27 protein-coding genes and 2 tRNA genes are annotated in these 24,134 nt (G+C 30.5%); 14 read left to right on the top strand and 15 right to left on the bottom strand.

All coding sequences use genetic code 11. The features are described from left to right. Window positions 1–147 precede the first annotated feature (147 nt). Window positions 148–906, top strand: coding sequence for a LuxR C-terminal-related transcriptional regulator (locus tag Q1A15_RS01255; protein WP_299617565.1), 759 nt, complete (start codon window positions 148–150; stop codon window positions 904–906). Here Q1A15_RS01255 and Q1A15_RS01250 read toward each other — a convergent pair. The 5 genes from Q1A15_RS01250 to trxA all read right to left on the bottom strand — a co-directional run bounded on the left by Q1A15_RS01250 (window position 898) and on the right by trxA (window position 3,506). Continuing rightward, window positions 898–1,659, bottom strand: a complete 762-nt coding sequence (locus Q1A15_RS01250) for a ThiF family adenylyltransferase (protein WP_299617563.1) — start codon at window positions 1,657–1,659, stop codon at window positions 898–900. The genes Q1A15_RS01255 and Q1A15_RS01250 overlap by 9 nt on opposite strands. 136 nt (window positions 1,660–1,795) lie before the next feature. Then, window positions 1,796–1,869: transfer RNA gene (locus Q1A15_RS01245), tRNA-Asp, on the bottom strand. A gap of 185 nt (window positions 1,870–2,054) precedes the next feature. After that, window positions 2,055–2,128: transfer RNA gene (locus Q1A15_RS01240), tRNA-Asp, on the bottom strand. Between the two features lie 66 nt (window positions 2,129–2,194). Further along, window positions 2,195–3,121: a DUF58 domain-containing protein gene (locus Q1A15_RS01235; RefSeq protein WP_299617562.1), complete on the bottom strand. Its 927-nt coding sequence runs from the start codon at window positions 3,119–3,121 to the stop codon at window positions 2,195–2,197. A gap of 67 nt (window positions 3,122–3,188) precedes the next feature. Next, complete coding sequence (trxA, locus tag Q1A15_RS01230; RefSeq protein ID WP_299617560.1) at window positions 3,189–3,506, bottom strand: thioredoxin; 318 nt, start codon at window positions 3,504–3,506, stop codon at window positions 3,189–3,191. 286 nt (window positions 3,507–3,792) lie between these two features. On the opposite strand from trxA, the gene metK reads away from it, so the two are divergent. Further along, window positions 3,793–5,046: a methionine adenosyltransferase gene (gene metK / locus Q1A15_RS01225; protein WP_299617558.1), complete on the top strand. Its 1,254-nt coding sequence runs from the start codon at window positions 3,793–3,795 to the stop codon at window positions 5,044–5,046. A gap of 97 nt (window positions 5,047–5,143) precedes the next feature. After that, complete coding sequence (locus Q1A15_RS01220; RefSeq protein ID WP_299617556.1) at window positions 5,144–5,902, top strand: hypothetical protein; 759 nt, start codon at window positions 5,144–5,146, stop codon at window positions 5,900–5,902. Window positions 5,903–6,321: 419 nt separating this feature from the next. Here the strand turns inward: Q1A15_RS01220 and sppA are convergent, their stop codons facing one another. From sppA to Q1A15_RS01205, 3 genes are all read right to left on the bottom strand, one after another. Then, window positions 6,322–8,067, bottom strand: coding sequence for a signal peptide peptidase SppA (sppA, locus tag Q1A15_RS01215; protein ID WP_299617554.1), 1,746 nt, complete (start codon window positions 8,065–8,067; stop codon window positions 6,322–6,324). 50 nt (window positions 8,068–8,117) lie between these two features. Continuing rightward, entirely contained in the window at window positions 8,118–8,528 is a 411-nt protein-coding gene (locus Q1A15_RS01210; protein ID WP_299617552.1) for a DUF6146 family protein, read from the bottom strand. A 78-nt stretch (window positions 8,529–8,606) separates the two neighbouring features. Continuing rightward, window positions 8,607–10,661 carry a thioredoxin family protein gene (locus tag Q1A15_RS01205; protein ID WP_299617550.1) on the bottom strand — a complete coding sequence of 685 codons (2,055 nt, stop codon included), beginning with the start codon at window positions 10,659–10,661 and terminating at the stop codon, window positions 8,607–8,609. Between the two features lie 95 nt (window positions 10,662–10,756). On the opposite strand from Q1A15_RS01205, the gene Q1A15_RS01200 reads away from it, so the two are divergent. Both Q1A15_RS01200 and Q1A15_RS01195 read left to right on the top strand, forming a co-directional pair. After that, window positions 10,757–11,317 (top strand): DNA-3-methyladenine glycosylase I, encoded by a 561-nt coding sequence (locus Q1A15_RS01200; protein WP_299617548.1) that lies wholly within the window; start codon window positions 10,757–10,759, stop codon window positions 11,315–11,317. Window positions 11,318–11,331: 14 nt separating this feature from the next. Next, the gene (locus Q1A15_RS01195) at window positions 11,332–12,249 is read left to right on the top strand and encodes an ion channel (protein WP_299617546.1); all 918 of its coding nucleotides are present in this window, start codon (window positions 11,332–11,334) and stop codon (window positions 12,247–12,249) included. Here the strand turns inward: Q1A15_RS01195 and Q1A15_RS01190 are convergent. Further along, window positions 12,246–12,458, bottom strand: coding sequence for a hypothetical protein (locus tag Q1A15_RS01190; protein ID WP_299617544.1), 213 nt, complete (start codon window positions 12,456–12,458; stop codon window positions 12,246–12,248). The genes Q1A15_RS01195 and Q1A15_RS01190 overlap by 4 nt on opposite strands. Window positions 12,459–12,524: 66 nt before the next feature. Between Q1A15_RS01190 and Q1A15_RS01185 the strand changes: the two genes are divergently transcribed. The 3 genes from Q1A15_RS01185 to Q1A15_RS01175 are packed head-to-tail and all read left to right on the top strand — an operon-like array spanning window position 12,525 to window position 14,336. Beyond that, a complete protein-coding gene (locus Q1A15_RS01185) occupies window positions 12,525–13,247 on the top strand; it encodes an SDR family NAD(P)-dependent oxidoreductase (protein WP_299617542.1) in 723 nt (240 codons plus the stop codon). A 3-nt stretch (window positions 13,248–13,250) separates the two neighbouring features. Next, entirely contained in the window at window positions 13,251–13,931 is a 681-nt protein-coding gene (locus Q1A15_RS01180; protein WP_299617540.1) for an HAD family hydrolase, read from the top strand. 18 nt (window positions 13,932–13,949) lie between these two features. Next, window positions 13,950–14,336, top strand: a complete 387-nt coding sequence (locus Q1A15_RS01175) for a nucleoside triphosphate pyrophosphohydrolase family protein (RefSeq protein ID WP_299617538.1) — start codon at window positions 13,950–13,952, stop codon at window positions 14,334–14,336. Between the two features lie 21 nt (window positions 14,337–14,357). On the opposite strand, the gene Q1A15_RS01170 is transcribed toward Q1A15_RS01175, so the two are convergent. After that, a complete protein-coding gene (locus Q1A15_RS01170) occupies window positions 14,358–15,275 on the bottom strand; it encodes a TlpA disulfide reductase family protein (protein WP_299617536.1) in 918 nt (305 codons plus the stop codon). Window positions 15,276–15,355: 80 nt separating this feature from the next. Beyond that, window positions 15,356–16,420, bottom strand: coding sequence for a branched-chain amino acid aminotransferase (locus tag Q1A15_RS01165; RefSeq protein WP_299617534.1), 1,065 nt, complete (start codon window positions 16,418–16,420; stop codon window positions 15,356–15,358). Between the two features lie 119 nt (window positions 16,421–16,539). On the opposite strand from Q1A15_RS01165, the gene Q1A15_RS01160 reads away from it, so the two are divergent. The 3 genes from Q1A15_RS01160 to Q1A15_RS01150 all read left to right on the top strand — a co-directional run bounded on the left by Q1A15_RS01160 (window position 16,540) and on the right by Q1A15_RS01150 (window position 18,601). After that, window positions 16,540–17,067 (top strand): DUF4920 domain-containing protein, encoded by a 528-nt coding sequence (locus tag Q1A15_RS01160; protein WP_299617532.1) that lies wholly within the window; start codon window positions 16,540–16,542, stop codon window positions 17,065–17,067. A 1-nt stretch (window position 17,068) separates the two neighbouring features. Continuing rightward, the gene (mnmD, locus tag Q1A15_RS01155) at window positions 17,069–17,722 is read left to right on the top strand and encodes a tRNA (5-methylaminomethyl-2-thiouridine)(34)-methyltransferase MnmD (RefSeq protein WP_299617530.1); all 654 of its coding nucleotides are present in this window, start codon (window positions 17,069–17,071) and stop codon (window positions 17,720–17,722) included. A 156-nt stretch (window positions 17,723–17,878) separates the two neighbouring features. After that, window positions 17,879–18,601 (top strand): methyltransferase, encoded by a 723-nt coding sequence (locus tag Q1A15_RS01150; RefSeq protein WP_299617527.1) that lies wholly within the window; start codon window positions 17,879–17,881, stop codon window positions 18,599–18,601. Between the two features lie 24 nt (window positions 18,602–18,625). Here Q1A15_RS01150 and Q1A15_RS01145 read toward each other — a convergent pair whose 3' ends face one another. Both Q1A15_RS01145 and Q1A15_RS01140 read right to left on the bottom strand, forming a co-directional pair. Continuing rightward, the gene (locus tag Q1A15_RS01145; RefSeq protein ID WP_299617525.1) at window positions 18,626–19,432 is read right to left on the bottom strand and encodes an SDR family NAD(P)-dependent oxidoreductase; all 807 of its coding nucleotides are present in this window, start codon (window positions 19,430–19,432) and stop codon (window positions 18,626–18,628) included. 24 nt (window positions 19,433–19,456) lie between these two features. Beyond that, on the bottom strand, window positions 19,457–20,131 hold the full coding sequence (locus Q1A15_RS01140) for an NAD(P)H-dependent oxidoreductase (protein WP_299617523.1): 675 nt from the start codon (window positions 20,129–20,131) through the stop codon (window positions 19,457–19,459). Window positions 20,132–20,229: 98 nt separating this feature from the next. Here Q1A15_RS01140 and Q1A15_RS01135 point away from each other — a divergent pair, with 98 nt between their 5' ends. After that, window positions 20,230–20,580: a helix-turn-helix domain-containing protein gene (locus tag Q1A15_RS01135; RefSeq protein WP_299617521.1), complete on the top strand. Its 351-nt coding sequence runs from the start codon at window positions 20,230–20,232 to the stop codon at window positions 20,578–20,580. Window positions 20,581–20,613: 33 nt separating this feature from the next. On the opposite strand, the gene Q1A15_RS01130 is transcribed toward Q1A15_RS01135, so the two are convergent. Continuing rightward, window positions 20,614–21,693, bottom strand: coding sequence for a C1 family peptidase (locus tag Q1A15_RS01130; protein WP_299617519.1), 1,080 nt, complete (start codon window positions 21,691–21,693; stop codon window positions 20,614–20,616). Between the two features lie 124 nt (window positions 21,694–21,817). Here Q1A15_RS01130 and Q1A15_RS01125 point away from each other — a divergent pair, with 124 nt between their 5' ends. Further along, complete coding sequence (locus Q1A15_RS01125; protein ID WP_299617517.1) at window positions 21,818–22,216, top strand: hypothetical protein; 399 nt, start codon at window positions 21,818–21,820, stop codon at window positions 22,214–22,216. Between the two features lie 89 nt (window positions 22,217–22,305). Here the strand turns inward: Q1A15_RS01125 and Q1A15_RS01120 are convergent, their stop codons facing one another. Further along, a complete protein-coding gene (locus Q1A15_RS01120) occupies window positions 22,306–23,676 on the bottom strand; it encodes a saccharopine dehydrogenase C-terminal domain-containing protein (protein ID WP_299617515.1) in 1,371 nt (456 codons plus the stop codon). A gap of 78 nt (window positions 23,677–23,754) precedes the next feature. Between Q1A15_RS01120 and Q1A15_RS01115 the strand changes: the two genes are divergently transcribed. Next, window positions 23,755–24,132, top strand: coding sequence for a DUF423 domain-containing protein (locus Q1A15_RS01115; protein ID WP_299617512.1), 378 nt, complete (start codon window positions 23,755–23,757; stop codon window positions 24,130–24,132). The last annotated feature ends 2 nt before the right edge of the window (window positions 24,133–24,134 follow it).

Genomic DNA, 24,134 nt, shown 5'->3' with positions numbered 1-24,134 from the left:
TCTAAAACTATCTACAGATCGAAGTGAAAACGTTACACTTAAGTGTAGTAACTATTTGATAATGTGAAAACTACACAAAAGTGTAGTAGTCCAAAATCACTAAAGAAAAAAAGAATTATATTTGAAACAACTTAATCAACCTCCATTATGGCTAATGTTAATGATTTTTTCTATAGCAAAAATACCGTTAACGAAATCTCAGACGATGATCAAAAAAAGACATTTGATTATCTAGAACCTGTTAAGGCTTTTGCTAGAACTACGTATAAGAGTATTTATATAATCGATTACGAACAGAAAGGTTTTGAATACGTTTCTGATAATCCATTATTCTTATGTGGGCATACCGCAGAAGAAGTAGAAAAAATGGGATACGCATTCTATTTTAAATATGTTACCGAACCAGATTTAGATCTTCTCCTTAAAATTAATACGATCGGTTTCGATTTTTACGAAAAAATTCCTATTGAGGAACGTAAGAATTATACTATATCTTATGATTTTCATTTGAAGAATAATGAAGGAAAAATAATTTTAATCAATCAAAAGTTAACTCCTTTGTTTTTAACTAATGACGGAAAGATTTGGAAAGCATTATGTATAATTTCACTTTCTGCTGAACAAAATTCTGGAAATATTAAAGTGTATAAAAAAGGAGATAATAAAATCTTTAAATACGACTTAGAAGGTGATTTCTGGAAAACTACTGAAAAGATTAAACTAACAAGCAGAGAAAGTGAAATTTTAAGGTATTCTGTAAGAGGATTTACAATTAATGAAATTGCTGAAGCTATTTTCGTTTCCCCAGACACAGTGAAGTTTCATAGAAGAAAACTATTTGATAAATTAGAAGTTGTTAATATTTCGGAAGCAATAGCTTACGCAACAAACAACAGATTAATTTAAGCCGTTCATTATAGTAGATAAATAAAATTCAGGAAACTCTTTGTATTTCTTGTTTGTGGCAATGTTGAACAATAAATGTGTACACATTGCGGCTACTGTCCACGACGCTACAGAAAGCTGTGGTGGCGGTAATCGCTCCTCTTCTTGCATGTACTTTTCTAGTATTTCTTCGATCCAATCATGCGGATTTCCCCAAAATTTAAGATAACTAGTCGCATACTTCACTACATTAACTTCACTAAAATCTTCATTAGCTCTTTTTAGAGTTTCTAATGATAATCCTTTCGGAGTAATTACAGTAACTAAACCTCCCCAACCTAAATTATAAGGATGTAATACAGGAATGTTATTTTTCTGACAAATCTCATCAAAAAGCAAAGGAATATCAGAAGAAAAATCTAAAGCATTAATTGCGATCTGATGTCCTTCTACACATCCTTTAATATTATCTTCAGTAATAAATTCGTTAAATACATTAATTTGAGCATCAGAGTTTATAGCTAATAATCTGTTTTTAATTGCTTCAACTTTATCAATGTCTATATTGTCTTCTGTGTAGTTTTGACGGTTTAAATTAGATAGTTCAACTTGATCACCATCTATAATGGTAATCTTTTCAAATCCTAGTCTTAGAGCACATTCAGCAATCACACTTCCTATTCCAGAACCACCAAGGATTATAGAACAGTTTTTAATGGTTTCTTGCTCTTTTTCAGTTAAGTATAGTCTATTTCTAATATATCTCTGTCTCATTTCTCTGGGATTTATCACAAAAATACTATGTAATAGTATGGTAATAACTACACAAAAGTTTAGTTGTTGAAAAAAGATTGCTATTTTTTGACTAGAGTGGAAAATAAAAAAGCTTCTCGATTGAGAAGCTTTTTTGCGGTCTGGACGGGACTCGAACCCGCGACCCCATGCGTGACAGGCATGTATTCTAACCAGCTGAACTACCAGACCGTTGCCTTATTGCGGGTGCAAACTTACTAAAACTTTTTAAAAAGATAAAATATTAATTGAAAAAATGTTTTAGAAGTATGTTTTTACTTTAAAAGTTCTAATAGAATTAAGAAGTATAATTGGTGTGAATTTGTAAAAATAAAATATAGGGTATAAAAAAAGCTTCTCGATTGAGAAGCTTTTTGCGGTCTGGACGGGACTCGAACCCGCGACCCCATGCGTGACAGGCATGTATTCTAACCAGCTGAACTACCAGACCGTTGCCTTATTGCGGGTGCAAATATATAATCTTTTTTCGTTTCTGCAAAAATCTTTCGAAAAAAAATTATGTTTTTCTTCTGCTTACTAAGTAACTCGTTAAAATTGTGTCATATCCTTCATGAATATTTACAGGAACATAATTGATTTTATATTGTAAACATTCATTTTTTAAATCATTGAAGAAAGATTCCGTTTGCTTTTTATAATTGTCTTTAACACTATCAGGATAAAGATTTATTTCCTGGTTAGTTTCAATATCTACAAACTTTTTAGGACCATCTTCAAAATCAAAATCTAATTCTAACTTTTTATCATAAGTATGAAATAACACAACTTCATGTTTATTATACTTTAAATGTCGAAGCGCATTAAATAATTCTTCTTGATTTTTATTGGTTTGAAACATATCTGTAAAGACAAAAATTAAAGATCTACGATGAATCTTTTCTGCAATTTCATGAAGATATTTATATGTTTCTGTAGATTTAGAACTAGTTTTTGATGTTAATGTCTTTTCTAGTTCATTAATAATAAGTTTTCTATGACGTTCACTTCCTTTTTCAGGAGCATAAAATTCATATGTGTCAGAATAAATACTTAAACCAACAGCATCTCTTTGTTTTTTTAAGATTTCAATTAAAGATGCAGCTGCTACACAAGAGAATCCTATTTTATTAAGATCATCAAACTTCTGTGTTTGCTTAATAGGGTAGTGCATAGAAGAAGAGTTATCAATAATAATATGACATCTCAAATTCGTTTCTTCTTCATATTTTTTGGTATATAACTTTTCTGTTTTGGCAAAAAGTTTCCAATCGATATGTCTTGTGTTTTCTCCTTTGTTATAAAGTTTGTGTTCAGAAAATTCAACAGAAAATCCATGAAACGGACTTTTGTGCATTCCTGTTATAAAACCTTCTACAACTTGTTTGGCAAGAAGTTCTAAGTTTTTAATTTCTGAAGATTGAAGTGATGAAAGTTGAATACTCATATATCTAAAATAAAAAAGGTTTGACACGTGTCAAACCTTTTTTATTTAATTTTTCTATAAAATAATTTTATAGTGCTGCGTCTATCTTATCTGTGTAGGCTTTTTTAGGAGCAGCTCCAACTTGTTTTGCTACAACTTCACCGTTTTTGAATACTAAAACAGTAGGAATGTTTCTAACTCCATACTTAGCTGCAAATTCTTGGTTCGCATCAACGTCTACTTTACCAACAATTGCTCTACCTTCATATTCTCCACTAATTTCATCAATAATTGGTCCAACCATTCTACATGGTCCACACCAAGTAGCCCAAAAATCAACTAATACAGGCTTGTCTGATTTTAATACTACTTCTTCAAATGATGTATCTGTAATTTCTAATGCCATTCTTTTGTCTTTTATGTATTTATTGACCACAAATGTAGTAATTTATTTCACTTATATCAATAGGGAATAAATTGGTTTTTCTTATGTGTCAATTGATTTTGTAAATATAAAGTTGGATAAATTTTAAAAATGAATATATATATATTAAATTTGACGCTGATTTTTTTGAGGAAAGATTTGTCCTGATTGCGACCTCGTAAAAAAATGCTAAAACAGTAATGTTTGCTATATTTTACGACAACTTCCTCAGAAAAAGTTTATTAATTCAAAACGAAAAAAAGATAACATGCCATATTTTTTCACATCAGAGAGTGTATCTGAAGGACATCCAGATAAAGTTGCAGACCAAATCAGTGATGCTTTAATTGATAATTTTTTAGCCTTCGATCCAGAATCTAAAGTTGCTTGTGAAACTTTAGTTACTACTGGTCAGGTAGTTTTAGCAGGTGAAGTTAAGTCTAACATCTATTTAGATGTTCAGAAAATTGCTCGAAATGTAATCAACAAAATAGGTTATACAAAGAGCGAGTATATGTTCGATGGAAATTCTTGTGGAGTATTTTCTGCAATTCACGAACAATCAGATGATATTAATAGAGGAGTAGATAGAGCAAAGAAAGAAGAGCAAGGTGCTGGAGATCAAGGTATGATGTTTGGTTATGCTACTAACGAAACTGAAAATTATATGCCTTTAGCTTTAGATTTATCTCACTTAATTTTAAAAGAATTAGCTGAGTTAAGAAGAGAAGGTAAAGAAATTTCATACTTAAGACCAGATGCTAAAAGTCAGGTTACTATTGAGTATTCTGATAATAATGTGCCTCAAAGAATTGAAGCGATTGTAGTTTCTACTCAGCATGATGATTTTGGAGATGATGCTTCAATGTTAGATAAGATTAGAGAGGATATCAAAAATATTTTGATTCCAAGAGTAATTGCTAAATTACCTAAAAACATTCAAAAATTATTTAACGACGATATTAAATATCATATCAATCCTACAGGGAAGTTTGTAATTGGTGGACCTCATGGAGATACAGGTTTAACTGGTAGAAAGATTATTGTTGATACTTACGGAGGTAAAGGGGCTCACGGAGGTGGAGCGTTTTCAGGAAAAGATCCAAGTAAAGTAGATAGAAGTGCTGCATATGCAACACGTCATATCGCTAAAAACTTAGTTGCTGCTGGTGTGGCAGATGAGGTTTTAGTTCAAGTTTCTTATGCTATTGGAGTTGTTGAGCCAATGGGTATTTTTGTTGATACTTACGGAACTTCAAAAGTAGATTTAAATGATGGTGAAATTGCTAGTAAAGTTTCTGAGATTTTTGATATGAGACCTCACGCAATTGAATCTAGATTAAAACTAAGAACTCCAATGTATAGTGAAACTGCTGCTTACGGTCATATGGGAAGAGTAAATGAAGTTGTATCTAAAACATTCGTTCAACCAAATGGTGAAGAAAAAACATTAGATGTAGAGTTATTTACTTGGGAAAAATTAGATTATGTAGATCAAGTAAAATCAGCTTTTAGCTTATAAAAATTACTTGACATTACTATAACGTTAAAAGTCTAGATTACGTAAAGTTTTCTAGACTTTTTTTGTTTATTTGCCGAACAATTTAAAATTATTAACTATGAAAAAAATCAATTATTTGTTATCGGCATTAACCATTTCTTTATGTACTATTAGTTGTAGTAATTCTGTATCTGATGATTTTGATGACGTAAATAATGATATTGCTAAAAAAAGATTAAGACAAATTTCTACTAATTCAAGCGGAGAAAGTTTAGCAACTTCTTTTAGTTACGACAGTAATAATAAGTTAACAGAAGTTTCTTCAAATTTAACTGGTGAAATAACTTCAATTCAATATACCAATACTGGTGACTTATTAAATGTATCTTCTCAAGGTGTAAATGAAACGTTGAATTTAGAAACTTTATTTCAATCTCCATTTAATGCTTATGAACTTGGACAAGTAGTTTCTTACGATGATAATAGAAATCCGTCTAAAATTACTTTTCAAGATCAAGTTTACAATTACTCTACTAATCAATACGAAACTGTAAGTTTAACTGCTGAAATTAGTTACGATGATGCACCAAACATGTATTTCTCTACTTTAGAAGCTGCGGGTGTTATTGATATTTTAGATAGAGTTCAGTTAGATTTTAGTATGAATGCTCAAGCAAGTGAAATTATTAAAGCAAGTCAATTATTACCAATGAATAATCCAGTACAATTTGTTTACAAAAATGAAAATGGAGAAATTCAAGCAACAATTGATATCAGTTATACATACGATCAAGATAATTATCCTATCAATGCTATTGCAGTATTAAACGCAGGATCTTCTTCTGAAACTGCTGCGGTTAATTTTTCTTACGAATAAAAACATTATTTTTTAAAAAGAAGGCGAGGGATTATTTCTCTCGCTTTTTTTGTTTATATGTGTTTCAAATGATCTTCAAAGATGTTACAAAACAAAATCCTAAAACATCTAAATTCTTGATAATTAGCTTATTGTAATAATGGTTAAGTGTAACAAAAGTTAAATGCATTTTAGTTTCATTAAAGTAATTTTGAATAGAAATAAAAATCATAGGGGATTATTTAATTATTTTATCATGGGGAAAATTCTACTTATTAAAATTAGAAGGCTTTTTAGAAAAACATTAAAAGTGTTAGCGGAATCTGCAAAAGCAGCAAGCTATGCTATTAACCATTAGAAAAGACACTAATTGAAAGAAAGGGAAACAAAAAAGACTACACAAGATGTGTAGTCTTTTTTATTTAATATGAAATTATATTTTACTTAATATCTAAAATATATGGCATTCTTGCCTGGATACCTTTAAGGTTTTTAAGTTCATTAATTTTGCTGAAAAGTCTATAGTTTTCATCTCCTAAAGCTTCTTTAAGAACTTCTTCTTTATTTACTTTTCCGAAAGGAGAAATGTTAAACATCTCTTTTATGTCAGTTTTATAATTAGGGAAATTTCTAATTTTATAAGCATCTAATTCTGCTAATTGTGCAGCAGCGTTAATTGCGTGATCTAATCCTCCTAATTCATCAACTAATCCTTTAGAGATAGCTTCTTTTCCTGTCCAAACTCTTCCTTGAGCTACAGCATCTACTTGCTCGAAAGTCATTTTTCTACCAGCAGCGACTCTATTTACAAATGTAGTATAGATTTGCTCTACACCTTCTTTTGTAACATCATAGAACTTTTTATTCATTGGTTCAAATACACTGTATTGAGCGCTTTCATTAGTAGAAACTTGTTCAGCATTAATTCCCATTTTCTTAGAAAGTTCATAAGCATTAGGAATTGCTCCGAATACTCCAATAGAACCAGTAATAGTCGTAGGTTCAGCAACAATTAAATCAGCGTTACAAGCGATATAATATCCACCAGAAGCAGCTAAATTTCCCATAGAAACTACTAAAGGTTTTTCTTTTTTAGCTAATTCTAATTCTCTCCAAATTAAATCTGAAGCTAAAGCACTTCCTCCAGGAGAGTTTACACGTAAAACAATAGCTTTTACTTTCTTGTCTTTTACAGCTTTCTTAATGGCTTTGTTGATTATTCCTTGTCCGATAATGTCTTCATTACCTTCTCCATACATAATCTGACCTTGTGCATAAATTACTGCGATTTTATCTTTTGCAGTTGAAGACTTTTTACCTTTTCCTGATTTTATATAATCTTTAAGAGAAATTGTAGCATACTTTCCGTCGACAGCTTTCTTTAATTTTGCATCATATTCATCTTGATATATAACGTTGTCGACTAATTTGTTTTCCTTAGCTAATGTTGCATTTCTTCCTTTAGAATCGTCTGCAATAGCATTTACTTCTTCTTGAGATAATTTTCTAGAAGCTCCAATTTCAGAAGTAATTTCTGACCAAATAGACTTTAAAAAAGAAGTAGTTTGCTCACGGTTAGCTTCACTCATTTCATTTTCTAAATATGGCTCAACAGCACTTTTGTATTTTCCATGACGAATAACTTCCATTTTTACGCCATATTTATCTTCAAAATCTTTGTAATAAAGTATTTCTGTAGATAAACCAGTAAAATCAATTTGTCCAACCGGATTTAAAAATAAACTATCTGCTACAGAGCTTAAATAGTAGTTTTTTTGAGAATACACATCATTATAAGCGTAGATAAACTTTCCAGATTCTTTAAATTCTTCAAGTTTCTTTCTTAATGCTTGAGTTTGTGCAAAACCAGCATTTACAAATGTTGTATTTAAGCTAATTCCTTTAATTTTGTTATCTAGTTGAGCGTTATCAAGAGCATTAAATATTTTGTTTAAAGCTAATTTTGGATCGTTAATTTCTAAAGCTTCTAAGATTGGGTTTTCTTCATCTGGAGCATAATCTTTAATAATTGAAGTTAGATCTAATTCTAAAATAGAGTTAGGTTTTACAACAACTTCTTCTTTACTTCCTGCTAGTGATGCAATGATGATGAATAAGAAGAAAATTAAAAAAATACTGATAAAAAATCCTAAAATGGATGCTAATAAGTTTCGTAAAAATTTCATTTTGGTGCGATAATAACTGGGTGCAAATATACGTTTTTGTAACGGTTTAATTATCTAAGAACCATTCGGTACTTTCTTTCTGCGAATTGGAAATAATTAAATAGCTTGTAGTTGACATCGTATCCGTAATCTATGTTTGCATCGTAATCGATAACATTTTGATAAATGTTAGGATTAAATCGTATTGGATCGTTAACACGAGCGTTCCAAACAGGAACTAAAAAACTATTTCTATTTTCTAAGTAAGATTGGGAGTAATACCCTACTGGTCTAGCAATTGATTGTAAATAGGCATTAAAACCGATATCTAGAATTATAATCTCATATTCTAAACTGTCGTTTTTAATAACTACAGGTTCTTCTCTTTCTGTTGATTTATTAATTGTTTTTGTACTGTTGCAATTAGCAATAAGTAAAAACATAAAACATCCCAAAATCACGTAGTATATCGAAGTTTTCATATGAAAGTCAATTTTATGATATAAGATACGAAATTTTGAGATATTTGATTTCTTTTATAAGTGTTAATCTTTTGTTATTTAGTTGAATTCAACCTGATTGAAAAGATTATTTAATGTGTTTTTAGATTTTTCTTTTCCATCTTCTAACCACTTATGATAATCGTCTTCGTTTGGAGTATATCCAACAGGATCGTTTAAAATCTGTTTTCCATCAGAACTTAATAAAACATAATATGGTTGAGTGTTCGTTTTAAAGAATACAGTTTGGAAATGAGACCATTTATGACCGTAATTCGAAAGTGTTCTTGTTCCTCCGTTTATTCGATTTACTACAATTTGCTCTTCTTTTGGTAATTCTTTTTTATCATCAACATAAAGCGATATTAGTACATAATCGTTGCGTAATATATTATCTATCTTTTCTATTGGCCAAACATGTTCTTCCATTTTTCTACAGTTTACGCAAGCATAACCTGTAAAATCTAACATAATAGGTTTATTTACTTTCTTAGCATATGCTAAGCCTTCTTTTAAATCTTTGAAACAAGTTAGGTTATTCGGACATTCATTTGGGTAGATGTAACTGTAACCCACAGGCGGAGCTAAACCACTTAACAATGATAGCGAAGAGAAAGTTTTAGTTTCTTTATTAACTCTAAACCCCGTAGCAAGATAAATTGTAAAAGCAGCAACGATAACTCCAAATCCGATTCTAGAAAAACCTATTTTCTGAAGAGGTGAATCATGAGGGAATTTTATTATTCCGAATAAATATAAAGCTAATCCGGCAAAGATTACAATCCATAAAATTAAAAATGGTTCAATCTTTAAAATATTCCAGTGAGCAACTAAATCGGCATTCGATAAGAATTTGAAAGCTAAAGCAAGTTCTAAGAATCCAAGTACAACTTTTACAGTTGTCATCCATCCTCCAGATTTAGGTAATGATTTTAGCATATTTGGAAACATAGCAAATAAAGTAAATGGTAATCCTAATGCTACACCAAAACCAGCCATTCCAGAAGTTAATTGCCAAGCTCCACCATCAGAAGATAAAGATCCAGCTAATAATGAACCTAAAATCGGACCTGTACATGAAAAAGAAACAATAGCAAGAGTTAATGCCATAAAAAATACTCCGATAATTCCTCCAGAATTTTCTCCTTCAGTAGTTCTATTCGTCCAACTGCTTGGTAATGTAAGTTCATAAAATCCGAAGAACGAACCTGCAAAGAATACAAATACAATAAAGAAAATAACGTTTAACCAAACGTTTGTAGAAATTTCATTTAAAATATCTGGATTTATAGAGTCTAATAAGTGGAAAGGAATACTTAATAAAAGATAGACAGCTAAAATGAAAAAACCATACAATAATGCTTTTGAAATTCCTGATCCTTTAGAGCTATCTTTTTTAGTGAAGAAACTTACTGTTAAAGGAATCATTGGGAATACGCAAGGTGTAAGTAATGCAAGTAAACCACCTAAGAAACCAAGTCCGAAAATACTCCAAAGTGAAGAGCTGTCGTTTTTCTTTTCTACAGAAATGTTATCAGTACCTAAAGCATTTAAATCTGTGGCAGGTTGTTGCATTTCTTTTTCAGAAATACCGTATAGTAAGCTACTAGCTTCATCGTCGTTTAAATCTGCTACTTTATCCGCTTTCTTTACAGCTGAAGCTTTGCTTTTTTCTGAAGTAAAAAAAGTGAATTCTTCTGAACGAGGAGGTAAACAACGTGTATCGTTACATACCATAAATTGAACAGAAGCTTCAATTACAGCATCTTTTGCTAATAATTTTATCTTTTGTTTAAAAGTAGCTCGCTTTTCAAAATACTTTATCTTCATTTTGAAGACTTTGTCGTCTTCAGTTATCCCTACATCTTCAATCGTTTCACCAACCAACTCATAATTATCGTTAGGTTGAAAAGAAAAAGAAGTTGCAATTGGTCCACCTTTAGGAATTTCTTGTGCATATAAATGCCATCCTTGGTCTATGGTTGCCGTAGAAATTAAATAATATTCAGTTTCTGATAATTTTTCAGTTTTCGTTTTCCATTTTACCGGATCTAATATTTGAGAAAAACCAGCATAACTGATGAATATTGCGAGTAGAAAAAAAACTTTTTTCATTGTGTTTTAAATTTGTAGCTACAATCTGTAAAAATAACTTTTTTCAAATAATAGACTTGTGTCGGATTTTGTTAAATTTAAAACAAATTTTACTAATGAAAAAACGATGTTTTTGGGTTACTGAAGATCCATTATATATAGATTATCATGATAATGAATGGGGTGTTCCTGTGTATGATGATGAAACTTTGTTTGAGTTTTTAATTTTAGAAACTTTTCAAGCAGGATTAAGTTGGATTACCATTTTAAAGAAACGAGAAAATTTTCGAGCAGCTTTTGATGGGTTTGACTATAAGAAAATAGCAAAGTATGATGAGGCTAAATTTAATGAGTTGCTACTGAATCAGGGAATTATAAGGAATAAGTTGAAGATTAAATCCGCAATATCTAATGCAAATGCATTTATGGGAGTTCAGAAAGAGTTTGGATCTTTTTCAACTTACATTTGGGCTTTTTGTGATGGAAAACCAATTAAGAATAATTTTAAAACTAGAGAGGAAGTTCCTGCTACAACTCCTTTGTCAGATAAGATTTCAAAAGATTTAAAAAAGAGAGGATTTAAATTTGTAGGTTCTACAATAGTATATGCTTTTATGCAGGCAACAGGTATGGTAAACGATCATACTACAGATTGTTTTAGATATAACGAGGTGTAATAATTGAAAATAGAATGGCGAAGAAAACTAAAGATCCCGGATTTGGATATAAGTCAGCAAAGAATGTAAAAGGAACTATTAATAAAGATGGAAGTTCTAATATTGTTCATATCAATCGTAGATTTAGTGTAGATGATCTATATAGTTTCTTTATCAGTTTGACTTGGTTTCAGTTTTTTGTAATTGTGGTGCTAAGTTATACTGTATTAAATATATTCTTCGGAATTATTTATACTCTAATTGGGATAGAGGAAATTACGCCATCTACAGGAAGTACATTCAGAGATTTTTTAAACGGTTTTTTCTTCAGCGCACAAACGCTAACTACAGTTGGTTATGGAGGAATTGCTCCTAAAGGGTTAACAGCGAATATTATTGCTGCTTTTGAAGCTTTAATAGGATTGGTAAGTTTTGCTTTTGTAACCGGATTACTATATGGACGTTTTTCGAAACCGAAAGCTGCAATTCGATTCAGTAAAAATTTGATCGTAAGAGAATTTAATGACGGAAGAGCATTAATGTTTCGATTAATGAATAGTAGAAAAACTATTATGATCGAACCGAAAGTTACTGTAACTTTATCACTTAATGAAAAGGATGAGAATGGGCAATATAAACGAAGTTTCTTTGCTCTAGATTTAGAGCGAAATAAAATTATGTATTTACCTACGGTTTGGACAGTCGTTCATGTTATAGATCAAAAAAGTCCTTTATATCACTTATCAAATGAAGAAATTAAGAACTTAGATGCTGGCCTGTATATTTTAATTCAATATCACGAAGAATCTTTTGGACAAACGGTATATCAAGCAACATCGTATAAATTTTCTCAAGTAGAAACTGATGTTAAATACGCACCTTCTTCTGGTTTTGATGAAGAAGGATACACCGTTTTAGATCACGATAAACTTAGTGATGTAGAAGAAATTTAACCTTTAACTAAATACTTAGATAAAAATAAAAGTCCGATCGTTACAATAATTCCTATAGCTACATACAAAGCAGCATTTTGGTAATATTTTTTATTGTTTTTAGCATCTTTTTTATAACTGAAAATCATTAATGCAGTAAAAGCAATAATAAAGAAAGCGGCAAAGATAATTCTACCTGTTGTAAACATTTTTGAAGCTATTAGAAGCATAAATAAACGTATTAAATGTATTAGTGAGTGTACAAACTTTGTACATTTAACAAAAGTACTAAATAAATGAAAAAAGTAGTCATTTTTGGAGGAACATCAGGGATAGGAAAAGCTTTACTAGAATCTTTTGTGAAAGAAGATTGTAAAGTGGCTGTTACAGGAAGAAGATTAGAGAAGTTACAAGAAATAGCTGAGATGTATCCTAATCATGTTGTAATTAAACAAAATGATATTCAAAAAGTAGATGAGGTTGAAAAAGTATTTAAAGAAATAGTAGAAGAGTTTGGTCAAATAGATATTGTAATTCAGTCTTCTGGAACTGGTCATGTAAATCCAAAATTAGATTGGGATAAAGAAGAAGAAACTATTCTGACAAATGTTTTAGGTTGTACAAAATTGTATGATTTGGCTTATAATTTGTTTCGAGAACAAGGATTTGGCCATTTAATTGGTATTTCTTCTATAGCTTCTATTAGAGGAAATAGAGCAGCTCCAGCTTATTTTGCTTCTAAAGCATATCAGAAATCATATCTTGAAAGTTTGTATGTCAAAACAAAGACGATCAATACAAATAAAGTATTTGTTACAGATATTCGTCCTGGTTTTGTAGATACAGCCATGGCTTTGGGCGATGGAATTTTTTGGATGGTTTCTTTAGAAAAAGCGACAAAGCAAATATTCAAAGCGATTAAAAGAAAGAAACGAGTAGCATATATTTCAAAACGTTGGAGTATTATTGCGTTAGTTTTAAAATTAGTGCCAGGTTGGTTGCTAAAAAAAGTAATATAAGACATGAAAAAAAAGAACTTAATTGTTTTTGATATAGATGATACCTTAACAAGTAGTGATCAAAAGCATATTGATGCTTTGTTGTTTGGAATGAAAAATATTGGTATTGATAATGTAGATACAGATTGGAGAAATTATGCAAATGCGACTGATAGCTACATTATAAAAACGAATTACGAGAAAACATTTAATAAACATTTCTCTTTAGATCTTTTGAATGATTTTGAAGAAGTAATGACCAATCGTTTTTTAATTCATCCTGATTCTAAAGAAATTACTGGAGCTAGAAAAGTAGTTGATTTTTTAATTCATGAAACTACTTACGGAGTTTGTTTTGCGACAGGTTCATTATTAAAACCAGCGCTTTTAAAATTAGAGCAAGCCGAAATAACGTTTTCAGAAAAATTATTAGAAACTTCAAATACTATTTATACAAGAGAAGAGATTGTAGCTTCAGCAATAGAAAAAGCTAAAAAGTATTATGAGGTAGATGATTTTGAACACGTAATATCTTTTGGTGATGGATTATGGGATGTCACCACAGCTAAAAATTTAGACTTACATTTTGTAGGCGTAAATGAGAAAAATTTAGCAGATTTTAAAAAGCAAAATGTTCAATATTGTATTTCTGATTGGGAAGATTTTGATATTGAAAAAGCAGAGAAAATATTTAATATTAACTAAAGTACAATTCACAAAGTAATGAAAGAAAAAATACAAGCAGTAAAAGCTTTTCATACAGCTTTTGGTTTAGGAATGAATGAAGCTCCGAAAGTAGATATAGGAGAAGATAGAAAATTACTTCGTTTTAATTTAATGAAAGAAGAAAATGAAGAGTATTTAGAAGCAGTAAATAATAATGATTTAGTTGAAACTGCAGATGCTTTAGGTGATATGTTGTATATATTGTGTGGTACGATTATAGAGCATGGCATGCAATATAAAATAGACGAAGTTTTTGAAGAAATTCAACGAAGCAACATGAGTAAATTAGGAGAAGATGGAAAACCTATTTACAGAGAAGACGGAAAAGTAATGAAAGGACCTAATTACTTTAAGCCAAAGATTAAAGAAGTGTTAGAGAAATAAAAAAAGTAGAATCACTATAGCTTATTGATCCATTTCGTCGCTAATGTCTGGGGCAGACATTTTTTCTAATGCATCTTTAAGCTCATCTACACTACTTGCCATTTTTTCGATGTATCCTTCTTCATCAATAATAAGATGTGTAGGAAAGTGAGAGGTTTCTATTTTATTTTCTATGAAATTCTTTTGATTCGCGATTACAGGGTACCTGAATTCATTTTCAGTCAAAAAGGTTTTAAGTCTACTAGGTTGATCAAAAGCTAAGCTTAAAAACATAACATCTTCATAAGCTTCATACTCATCATAAAGTTTGTTAAGCTCTTTAAATTCTTCAATGCTAGCTTCATTATCAATATACCAACACTTCATGATTATGATCTTTCCTTGTGTATTCTCACTAGAAAATTTAGTTCCATTTAAATCAACAAAATCAAATTCAGCTAATTTTGTTCCTTCTTTTAAGTAGTATGAATGCGTAATCTTTGCAGTTTCTTGAATTGTATTACCAATTAAGTTTTGTGAATCACTCAATTTATATAATTGATACATTTCCTCACCAGTTAATAATTTAATAGGTGCATACTGACCAGAAGTTAATTCAGATAAAAAATCTCCTTTATCAATCTCTTCTCCACTAGTATCTAAAGCAATAAAACTACTAGATAAGTCAACATTATCTTCAAAATAACTATTCCAATTGTCTACAGAAGAAAGATGTGTGCTTAAATTTTCTGGGAACATTTCATTGTCAACTTGATTTTGACTCTCGTCATCGTTATAATCTCCGTCGTTATCTTCATCAGAAGTATTTGATGAAATGTTATTTGAAGTCGCAACAGTACTTGGAGTAATATTTTTTGTAACAAAAACATTATCCAATACATAGTATGTAATTCCGAATCCCGCTGCTATAGTAACAAGTGTAATAATTATGTTCTTCATCTTAATAGCTTCTTTTGCATTGTAACAAATATATAAAAATCAGCTACAAGTGTTATTATATTGTTACTAATTCTTGGGTTTTAGCTTATTTTTAATCGCCAATTGTGCGGATCTTTAGCAAGATTGTATTGTATATTGGTTAAAGCTTCTTTAAAACTAGAAGCAAAAGAATCTTCAACTTTAGGAAGATCAAAATCTTCTCCATTATGGCTAAAGCCAATAATCGGATTGATAACTGTGGCAGTACCTGTACCGAAAATTTCTAATAAAATATTGTTTTTAGCAGCTTCTTTTATTTCTGAAACAGAAACGCGTCTAATTTCAACTTTAATACCATTATCCTTTGCTAATTGGATTACCGATTTACGAGTAATTCCATCTAAAATTCTATCATTATTAGGGGCAGTAATAAGAGTGTCATTAATACGGAAGAAAACATTCATTGTTCCTGCTTCTTCTAAGTATTCATGAGTGTTTGCATCTGTCCAAATAATTTGTTGATATCCTTTTTCGTGAGCTAATTTCGTTGGGTAAAACTGTGCCGCATAATTACCAGCAGCTTTAGCAAAACCAACTCCACCGTCAGCAGCTCTACTATATTCTTGTGCAATTAATACACGAACTTCTCCAGCATAATAAGCTTGTGCAGGAGATAAAATAATCATGAATTTGTATTCACTAGCTGGCGATGCAGATATTGCAGGTTGTGTAGCAATAACAAACGGACGAATATACATTGAGTTTCCTTTTCCTTTTTTAATCCAATCTTTTTCTAGATTTAATAATTGAGTTAAACCATCAAAAAAGAATTCTTTTGGAAATTCTGGAATTGCTAAACGACTAGAAGATTTATTAATTCTATTAAAATTTTCTTCAGGTCTAAAAAGGAAAATATCATCATTTTCGTCTTTGTAGGCTTTCATTCCTTCAAAAACTGCTTGTCCGTAATGAAAAACTCTTGCAGAAGGCGCAACAGAAATTTCTCCATAAGGTTTAATAACTGGAGTTTGCCATTCACCATTTTTATAATCACATTCAAACATATAATCAGTAAAGACAGTACCAAACGATAAATTATTAAAATCTACAGTGTCAATTTTAGAATTTTGTATTGGGGTTACTTTAATGTTTGAAGATGAGTTCATAAAATAAAATTTTTGGTTACGCTAAAATACGAAATACACTGCACTTAAATTCTAATTCCATGGAGGAAAAAAACCTCAAAATTGTATCTTTGTTGCAAACTATGTTCAAAATATTGTAAATGAGAAACTTAATTATTGCTTTTTTTAGCGCAGGTTTATTACTAACTTCTTGTAAAACTGAAAAAAAAGAAACTTCAACAGAATCTACTGAAGTTAAAAAAGAAGTTACAGCAGAAGTTAAAAATGAAGAGCCAAAATTATTTGGTGAAAAACTTTCAGATGCAGCAGCATTAACAACAGAAGACGTACTAAAGAACTACAAAGATTTAAAAATTGGAGATACCGTTACTGTAAAGTTTGCTTCAAAAATTAATGAGGTTTGTTCTAAAAAAGGATGTTGGATGAAATTACCATTGTCTCAAGAAGAAGAGATTATGGTACGTTTTAAAGATTACGGATTCTTTATGCCATTAGATAGCCAAGGTAAAGATGTAATTGTTGAAGGAAAAGCTTTTGTAAAGGTTACTCCAGTTGATGAATTACGTCACTATGCAGAAGATGCAGGGAAATCTAAAGAAGAGATTGAAAAAATTACTGAGCCTAAAAAAGAAATGGCATTTTTAGCTCACGGAGTTTTATTAAAGTAAATTGAAAAGAGAAATTATCATTACTTCGGATGGTTCTACAACTATCCATTTACCTGATTGGAATGAACAATACCATTCAAAGCATGGTGCGATTCAAGAAGCGTATCATGTATTTATAAAGAGTGGATTAAATTTATTCAACGCAAAACCAATTTCTATTTTAGAAATTGGTTTTGGTACAGGTTTAAACTGCTTTATTACGTATTTAGAAAACAATTCTATAATTGATTATGTTGGAGTAGAAGCGTATCCTATAGCTGAAGATGAAGTTGGTAAATTGAACTATGTTGCTGAATTAAAAGCAGAAAGTTCAAGAGATAAATTTGAAGTAATTCATAATTCTCCTTGGGAAGAAAAAGTAAAAATTGATAATGACTTTTCTCTTACAAAAAGAAAGCAGTTCTTTGAAGAGATTGAAGATGAAGACACATTTGATCTTATATATTTCGACGCTTTTGGAGCGAGAGTACAACCAGAATTATGGTCAGAAGCAATTTTTAAAAAAATGTATATAGCTGCTAAAAAAGACGGTGTTTTAGTAACATATGCAGCAAAAGGAAGTGTTAGAAGAGCTATGGAAGCTGTTGGTTTTACGGTAGAAAGATTACCAGGCCCTCCAGGTAAAAGAGAAATGTTAAGAGCAACAAAAAAATAATAGACCGTTAAAAATTAAATAACGAATGGAGTTTAAAAAACGATATGACAATAGGAAGAAAGCAAATTCAAAACGAGGACTATTTTTTGTAATATTATTAGCCTTAGTATTGTACTTGTTTTTTAATGCAGATACAATTTTAGCACGTTTTCTTTCATGAAGCCATTTAAGTTCAAAGAATTTGTAATTCATCAAGATAAAGCAGCAATGAAAATTGGTACAGATGCCGTTTTATTAGGTGCTTGGTGTAAAACAGATTTTTATCTAGATTCAATTTTAGATATAGGTTCAGGTACAGGAGTAATTGCATTAATGTTAGCGCAAAGATCAGATGCGATGACTATCGATGCGATCGAGTTAGACGAAGGTGCATACGAACAATCTGTAGAAAATTTTGAACGCTCAGATTGGGGAGATCGTTTATTCTGTTACCATGCTTCTTTTCAGGAATTTGCTGAAGAAATGCATGAAGAAGAAGAGGTTTATGATCTTATTGTTTCTAATCCACCATTTTATAACGCTGAGTTTCTTTCTGAAGATGAATCAAGAAATAAAGCTAGGTTCACAAATACATCATTATCTTTTGAGGAATTAATTAAAGGAGTTTCAAAACTATTAAGTGAAACAGGTGAGTTTAATGTGATTGTTCCATTTGAAGAAGAAAATAGTTTTGTTGAATTGGCAAAAGAACACAAACTGTTGGTAAATAGAATTTGTAGGGTTAGGGGTAATGCTAATTCTGAATTGAAAAGAAGTTTGTTAGCGTTTTCGTTTGAAGTTAAAGAATTAGTTGAGGAAGAACTTGTAATAGAAAAAGAAAGGCACCAGTATACTGATGCCTATGTAAATCTTACTAAAGATTTTTATTTGAAAATGTAGTTTTTTGAAAACTTGTAATTTTAATTAAACAAGCTTTCCTAATATCGTTTCTGTTGTTGATAATAGTGAATTAATTTTTTCTTCATTGTATGCATCAGGATGAGCATTGTTAAAATCACCTCGATCATTATCAAAATAAGAACCTGATTTATCATTGAATTTTTCAAAAGTAGCTAAATCATAAAGGATGTTAGCTCCTTTATCTGCAGAAGACCAATGATTTCCGTAAGCTTCTTTTACCATTTTAGTGTTAAGTAACGAACCAGGATTTACAGCAATAGTATTTATATTTTTATGATTTTTAGCATAATTGAAACTCCACATGGTTAAAGCTAATTTACTTTGCGCATACGCTTCTTGAGTTGTTAAATCAGTATTGCCTTCTAAAGCTTTTAGTGAAACTTCAGACTGTGCGGCAGAACTCAAACTAATAATTCTTGGAGAATCGCTTTTATTTAATGTTGGAGTTAGTTCTTGAGTTAAAATGTACGGAGCAAAATAATTTACTACAAATCTAAGATCTAAACCGTCATCGTTTTTTTGAGTAGCGCTTTTAAAAACTCCCGCATTATTAATTAATACATCAAGTTGATCTATTTCATTTTTAATCTTAAAGCTAAGATTAAGTATTTGCTTAAGGTCAGAAAAATCAGCAATAAAACCGAAAACTTTCTGATTTTTTGTTGCAGATTTTATCTCTTCAATAACATTAGAAACTTTGTTTTCGTTTCGTCCATGAATATAAACTTGATGTCCGTTTTCAGCTAACTTTAAAGCAGTAAGTTTACCGATGCCATCGGTACTACCAGTTATTAATATTGTTTTACTCATTTTTCTATTTTTAAAATTGAATGCTTACTTCCAAGTAACGATTTCATTAAAATCTCTTCTCGATTTTGCATGTGCTGGCGCTTGTTTTCTATGTCCGAATGCAACCATGTATGATAAGCCATATTTATCGGTATCAACATCAAATTTCTCTTGTAGTAATTGTTCTACTTTTTCTTGGTGAAATCCTTCAATAGGGCAACTGTCTATTCCAACCAATGCAGCTGAGGTCATCATATTTCCTAAAGCAATATAAGTTTGTTTTGAAGCCCAATCGAATAATTTTTTATCAGTATCTAGATTAAAATCTCTTTCTTGAAATTCTCTGTAGAACTTAGAATACATTTCAATAACATCTTCAGGAAGCTGTTTTACATCTTTCATCATTCTCATAATGTAATCACTATCCCATTTTGTCATTGGTGCTTTCATGCTTAAACCTAAAACAAAATGACTTGCTGTGTCTAATTTAAGAGGAGCGCCCCAAGCTACAGGTTTAAGTAATTCACGTAACTCTTTATCTTGAACTACAATAAAATGCCAAGGTTCAAATCCAAATGAACTTGGAGACAAGTTTGCAGTTTGCAAAATGAAATTAATTTCATCTTCAGATAATTTTTTGTCAGGATTGAATTCCTTCGTTGCATGTCTAAACTGAAATGCGTTTATAATATCTTCCTTAGTGATTTTTGTAGAACTCATAAAAATATTTTTTTACTATAAAAATTATAGTTACAAAATTATTTATAGTTTTGTATTCACGCAATAACGGTCAAAAAGGATAGTTTAAATTTTATATTATGTATTCAGTAAACGGCAAGAAATATCCATGTTGTACAAGTGTAACCATGGGAATTATAGGTGGAAAATGGAAAACTGTTATACTTTTTTATCTGATAGAAGGTAAGTTAAGATATAACGAGTTAAGAAAGAAAATGGGTACAGTTACTGAAAGAACTTTAAGTTTACAGTTACAACAATTGCAAGAAGACGGAGTGATTAAACGGGAAGTGTTTTCTACAAAACCACCACTAAAAGTAGAGTATTCTTTGACTGAATTCGGAGAAACACTAATTCCGATTTTAAAATCTATTGCAGATTGGGGAGTTTTTGTAGTTGATAATTATGCAGAAAAAGAAGAAACAGCCTAAAACCTTTTATTTTAGACTGTTTTAATACTTAGTTTACTTAATTTTTGCTTGAATAGTTTTAGGAATAGCTTCTTTATGAACTAAAACAGAAATTGTTTTTAATAATAATGCATTTTTAGACATATACATAAAACCATCCATTTCGTTTTTTCCTTCAGAGTTTTTCATGATGTAGTATGTTTTACCTGAAGCATCTTCAGCTTTTCCTACAATATGCATGTTATGATCGTCGGTAGTAGATTTATCTTCGAAAGTTTGTTGCCTAAGTTTTTGGGTGATTTTTAAGTCTTCTTCCTTTTTAGTTAGTGTAGCAATTCCTTTGTCAAAATTAAAGTTAGGTTCAGATGCATCTCCATCCCATGCTAGAGAATATCCATTCGCTAAAGCATTTTCAATAACAGACTCAAAATCATTAATAGGTAAGTTTAGATATGTGTTATTTCCCCAATTTGCAGGAATCTTTAATGTCGATTTTTTATAAAATGGGATATGACTATAACTTGTTACTTCAAGATAATTTTCAGGTTGTATACCAATATAAGTTGCAGCAAATGATTTCGGAGTATATTCTTTTCCTTCAAAAATAAATTTTTCTGGTATTTTACCTAAGTAAGCATTTAAAACTCCCTTTAAAGATTGTTTCCAGCTGTTAGGCTTTATTCTTCCATAACCACTTTTTGCTACTGAAGTTAACATTGTGGAGATTAAATTGTCCATTTCTACATGATCGTGTTGCCAATCTTCTTTAATAATTCCATTGTAAACAGATTCTGGAATTGCACCATATTTTTCATAAGCTCTAAATACACTAAAAGTAAGATCACCAGCATCTAGCCAGCTTTTTCCTTTTGTTTTTACAAACTTCTCTGATTTATCAATATAAGTTGGATGTACATAAAACATTGGAGATAAAGAAATGCTAGGTTTACCTAATCGGATGGCTTCTGTCTCTATAAAAGATGTTGTGGCAAAACTCCAACATGTACCAGAAGATTGCTGATCTTTAAGCGGAGAGCTTTCTATTTTATAAATTGTTTTGAAGTACTTTTTGTGCTGGGAATTTAAGTTTAAACTTAATAATACTGTAGTTGTAAATAGGAGTAGTTTTTTCATTTTGATTTTGTTTTCCTAAAAGACAAACTAAATTTTGGAATGTTACTTTTTTTTAAGCCTTGGTAGGAATTTTTTTTATTTGATTGTTTAATAACCGTAAACCCCTAAATAAACTTATAACCTCATGAAGAAAATTAAATCTAGTTATCTACTAGTGCTTTTGTTCTCCGTTACTTTATGTTTTATGTCTTGTCAAGATAATTTAGATTCAAGTCAAACTATAGGAGCGCAAACTTTAAGAGCAAATTTATCTGAATGTATTTGGGCTCCATTTAGTCAAGGAGCTAATTTTATATTAACTATTGATTTTTCTAATAACGACGTTATTGTATATGATAGCGAAAGAGAAATTGTTGATGAAGGAAGTTGGTCTTTTGTAAACGGTAATTTTATCTTATCGAACTTATCGGGAGTAATGGCTAACTATAATGGTAATTGGGAAATTATAGAAGACAGAGAAATGTTTTTTGAACTTCAAAAAGATGGAGTAAAAATTAACTTCGAACAAGAATGTAGTATTTAAAAATGAAAGTAAAAAAGTTACTAGATTCATATTTCAAAATCTAGTAACTACTTAAAGATAAACTTTTTTAAACCAAAGAAAGCGAGATCTTACCCTCTCACGCTTTCGGGATTGTAGCCTAAATAAGGCACATCTTTTTCAACGAAAATCACGCCATAGTCTTCAAGTTCCGTCAAGATAGGCTCATACACTTCTTTAGTAATTGGTAATTGAACGCCTGTGGTTGTGATTTTCTTATTTAAAATTTGAAGAGTAGCAATAGCTACTGGTAATCCAACAGTTTTTGCCATAGCAGTATACGTTTGATCATCTCCTTTAATAATCATACTACTTTCTATTTGATGTTTTCCATCTTTATCTTCGTAACCAAATTTATGATGCATTACGATCATATCTTTATCTTCAGGTTGTAAAGTCCATGAATCCATTAAGATTTTCTGAAGAATTTGAGCTGGAGTAGCATTTACTAAACCGATTTTTTTATTCGGATTGAAAAGATCTAATTCCTCAAATTTATCCCACATAAGATCGTCTTGATCAATTTTCAAATAAGAACGGAATTTTAATTCTACCGAATCAGAAGGAGAATAAGCTAAGAATAAGTTTGTAAAGTCACGATAACTCATATGTTCAGAATTCTCTATAGTATACGTATCGTCTGTCATTCCTAACTGAACAAAACTATTCCAAGCTCTAGAAAAACCAACTTTTCTTATTGTTCCTCTATACATGGTAGGAATATCTTCTAAGCCATAAATACTTCTGTATTTTAAAGAATCTCTATTGGCGTAAGCTTCAAATTTACCGCTTCCGTTAATTGTTAGAAATTCTGTTCTTCTAAATAATTTATGATACGGAATGTATTTGTAAGTTCCTTCTTGAATAAACATTGAAGCACCACCTTGCCCAGCTAAAACAACATTTCTTGGATTCCAAGTAAATTTGTAATTCCATAAATTGTTATCACTTTCAGGAGCAACTAAACCACCACAAAACGATTCGAAAAGTAACATTTTAGCATCTTTCTCTCGTATTTTATGAATCACTTGCATCGCACTCATATGATCAATTCCAGGGTCTAGACCAATTTCATTCATGAAAATTAATCCTTTCTTTTTCACTTCCTCGTCTAAAGCTTTCATTTCATTAGAAATATATGAAGCAGTAACCATGTGTTTTTCAAATTCAAGACAGTTCTTAGCGACTTCTATATGTAAATGAGCAGGCAACATGGAAATTACGATGTCAGCATTTTTTACAGCTTCAATACGTTGTTTATCATCAAAAACGTCTAATGAAATAGCCGTTCCGTTAGGATGATTATTGATTTTGCTTTCCGCGCTTTCTAAAGAAATATCTCCAATGGTAATATGTAGGTTTTCAGAAGTAGATTTATCTAATAAATATTTTATTAAAGAAGAGCTTGATCTTCCAGCTCCGATAATTAATATTTTTCTCATAAAATTATGCAGTACTTTTGTAAAAAAGGACTAAGTTTTTTAGTTGTTCAAGTTTAAAATTTAACAAATATACTAAATATGTATAAAAATTTAACAATTACTTCGGTGCTTGGAGCATTGGCTGTCATCTTAGGAGCTTTTGGAGCGCATGCATTAAAGGAAACATTAAGTGCAGCAGAATTAAATAGCTTTGAAACTGCGGTAAGATATCAGCTATATCATGTGATTATTTTATTAATAATTAACCTAAATCAGGCTTTTTCCTTAAAGGAAAAAAGGATAATGTCGTATCTTTTTTGGATAGGAATTTTATTTTTTTCAGGTTCAATCTACGCAATGTACTTGGCTAAAATTCCGGCAAAAAGTATTTGGTTTATAACTCCTTTAGGCGGATTATTATTGATTTTAGGCTGGTTTTATTTGGGGATAACTTTCTTCAAAAAATCGAAGAAATAGAA

The organism is uncultured Tenacibaculum sp. (assembly GCF_947495995.1).
Lineage (GTDB): Bacteria > Bacteroidota > Bacteroidia > Flavobacteriales > Flavobacteriaceae > Polaribacter.
Note: the sequence above shows the minus strand (reverse complement) of the source record. Positions and strands in the feature narration are given on the sequence as shown.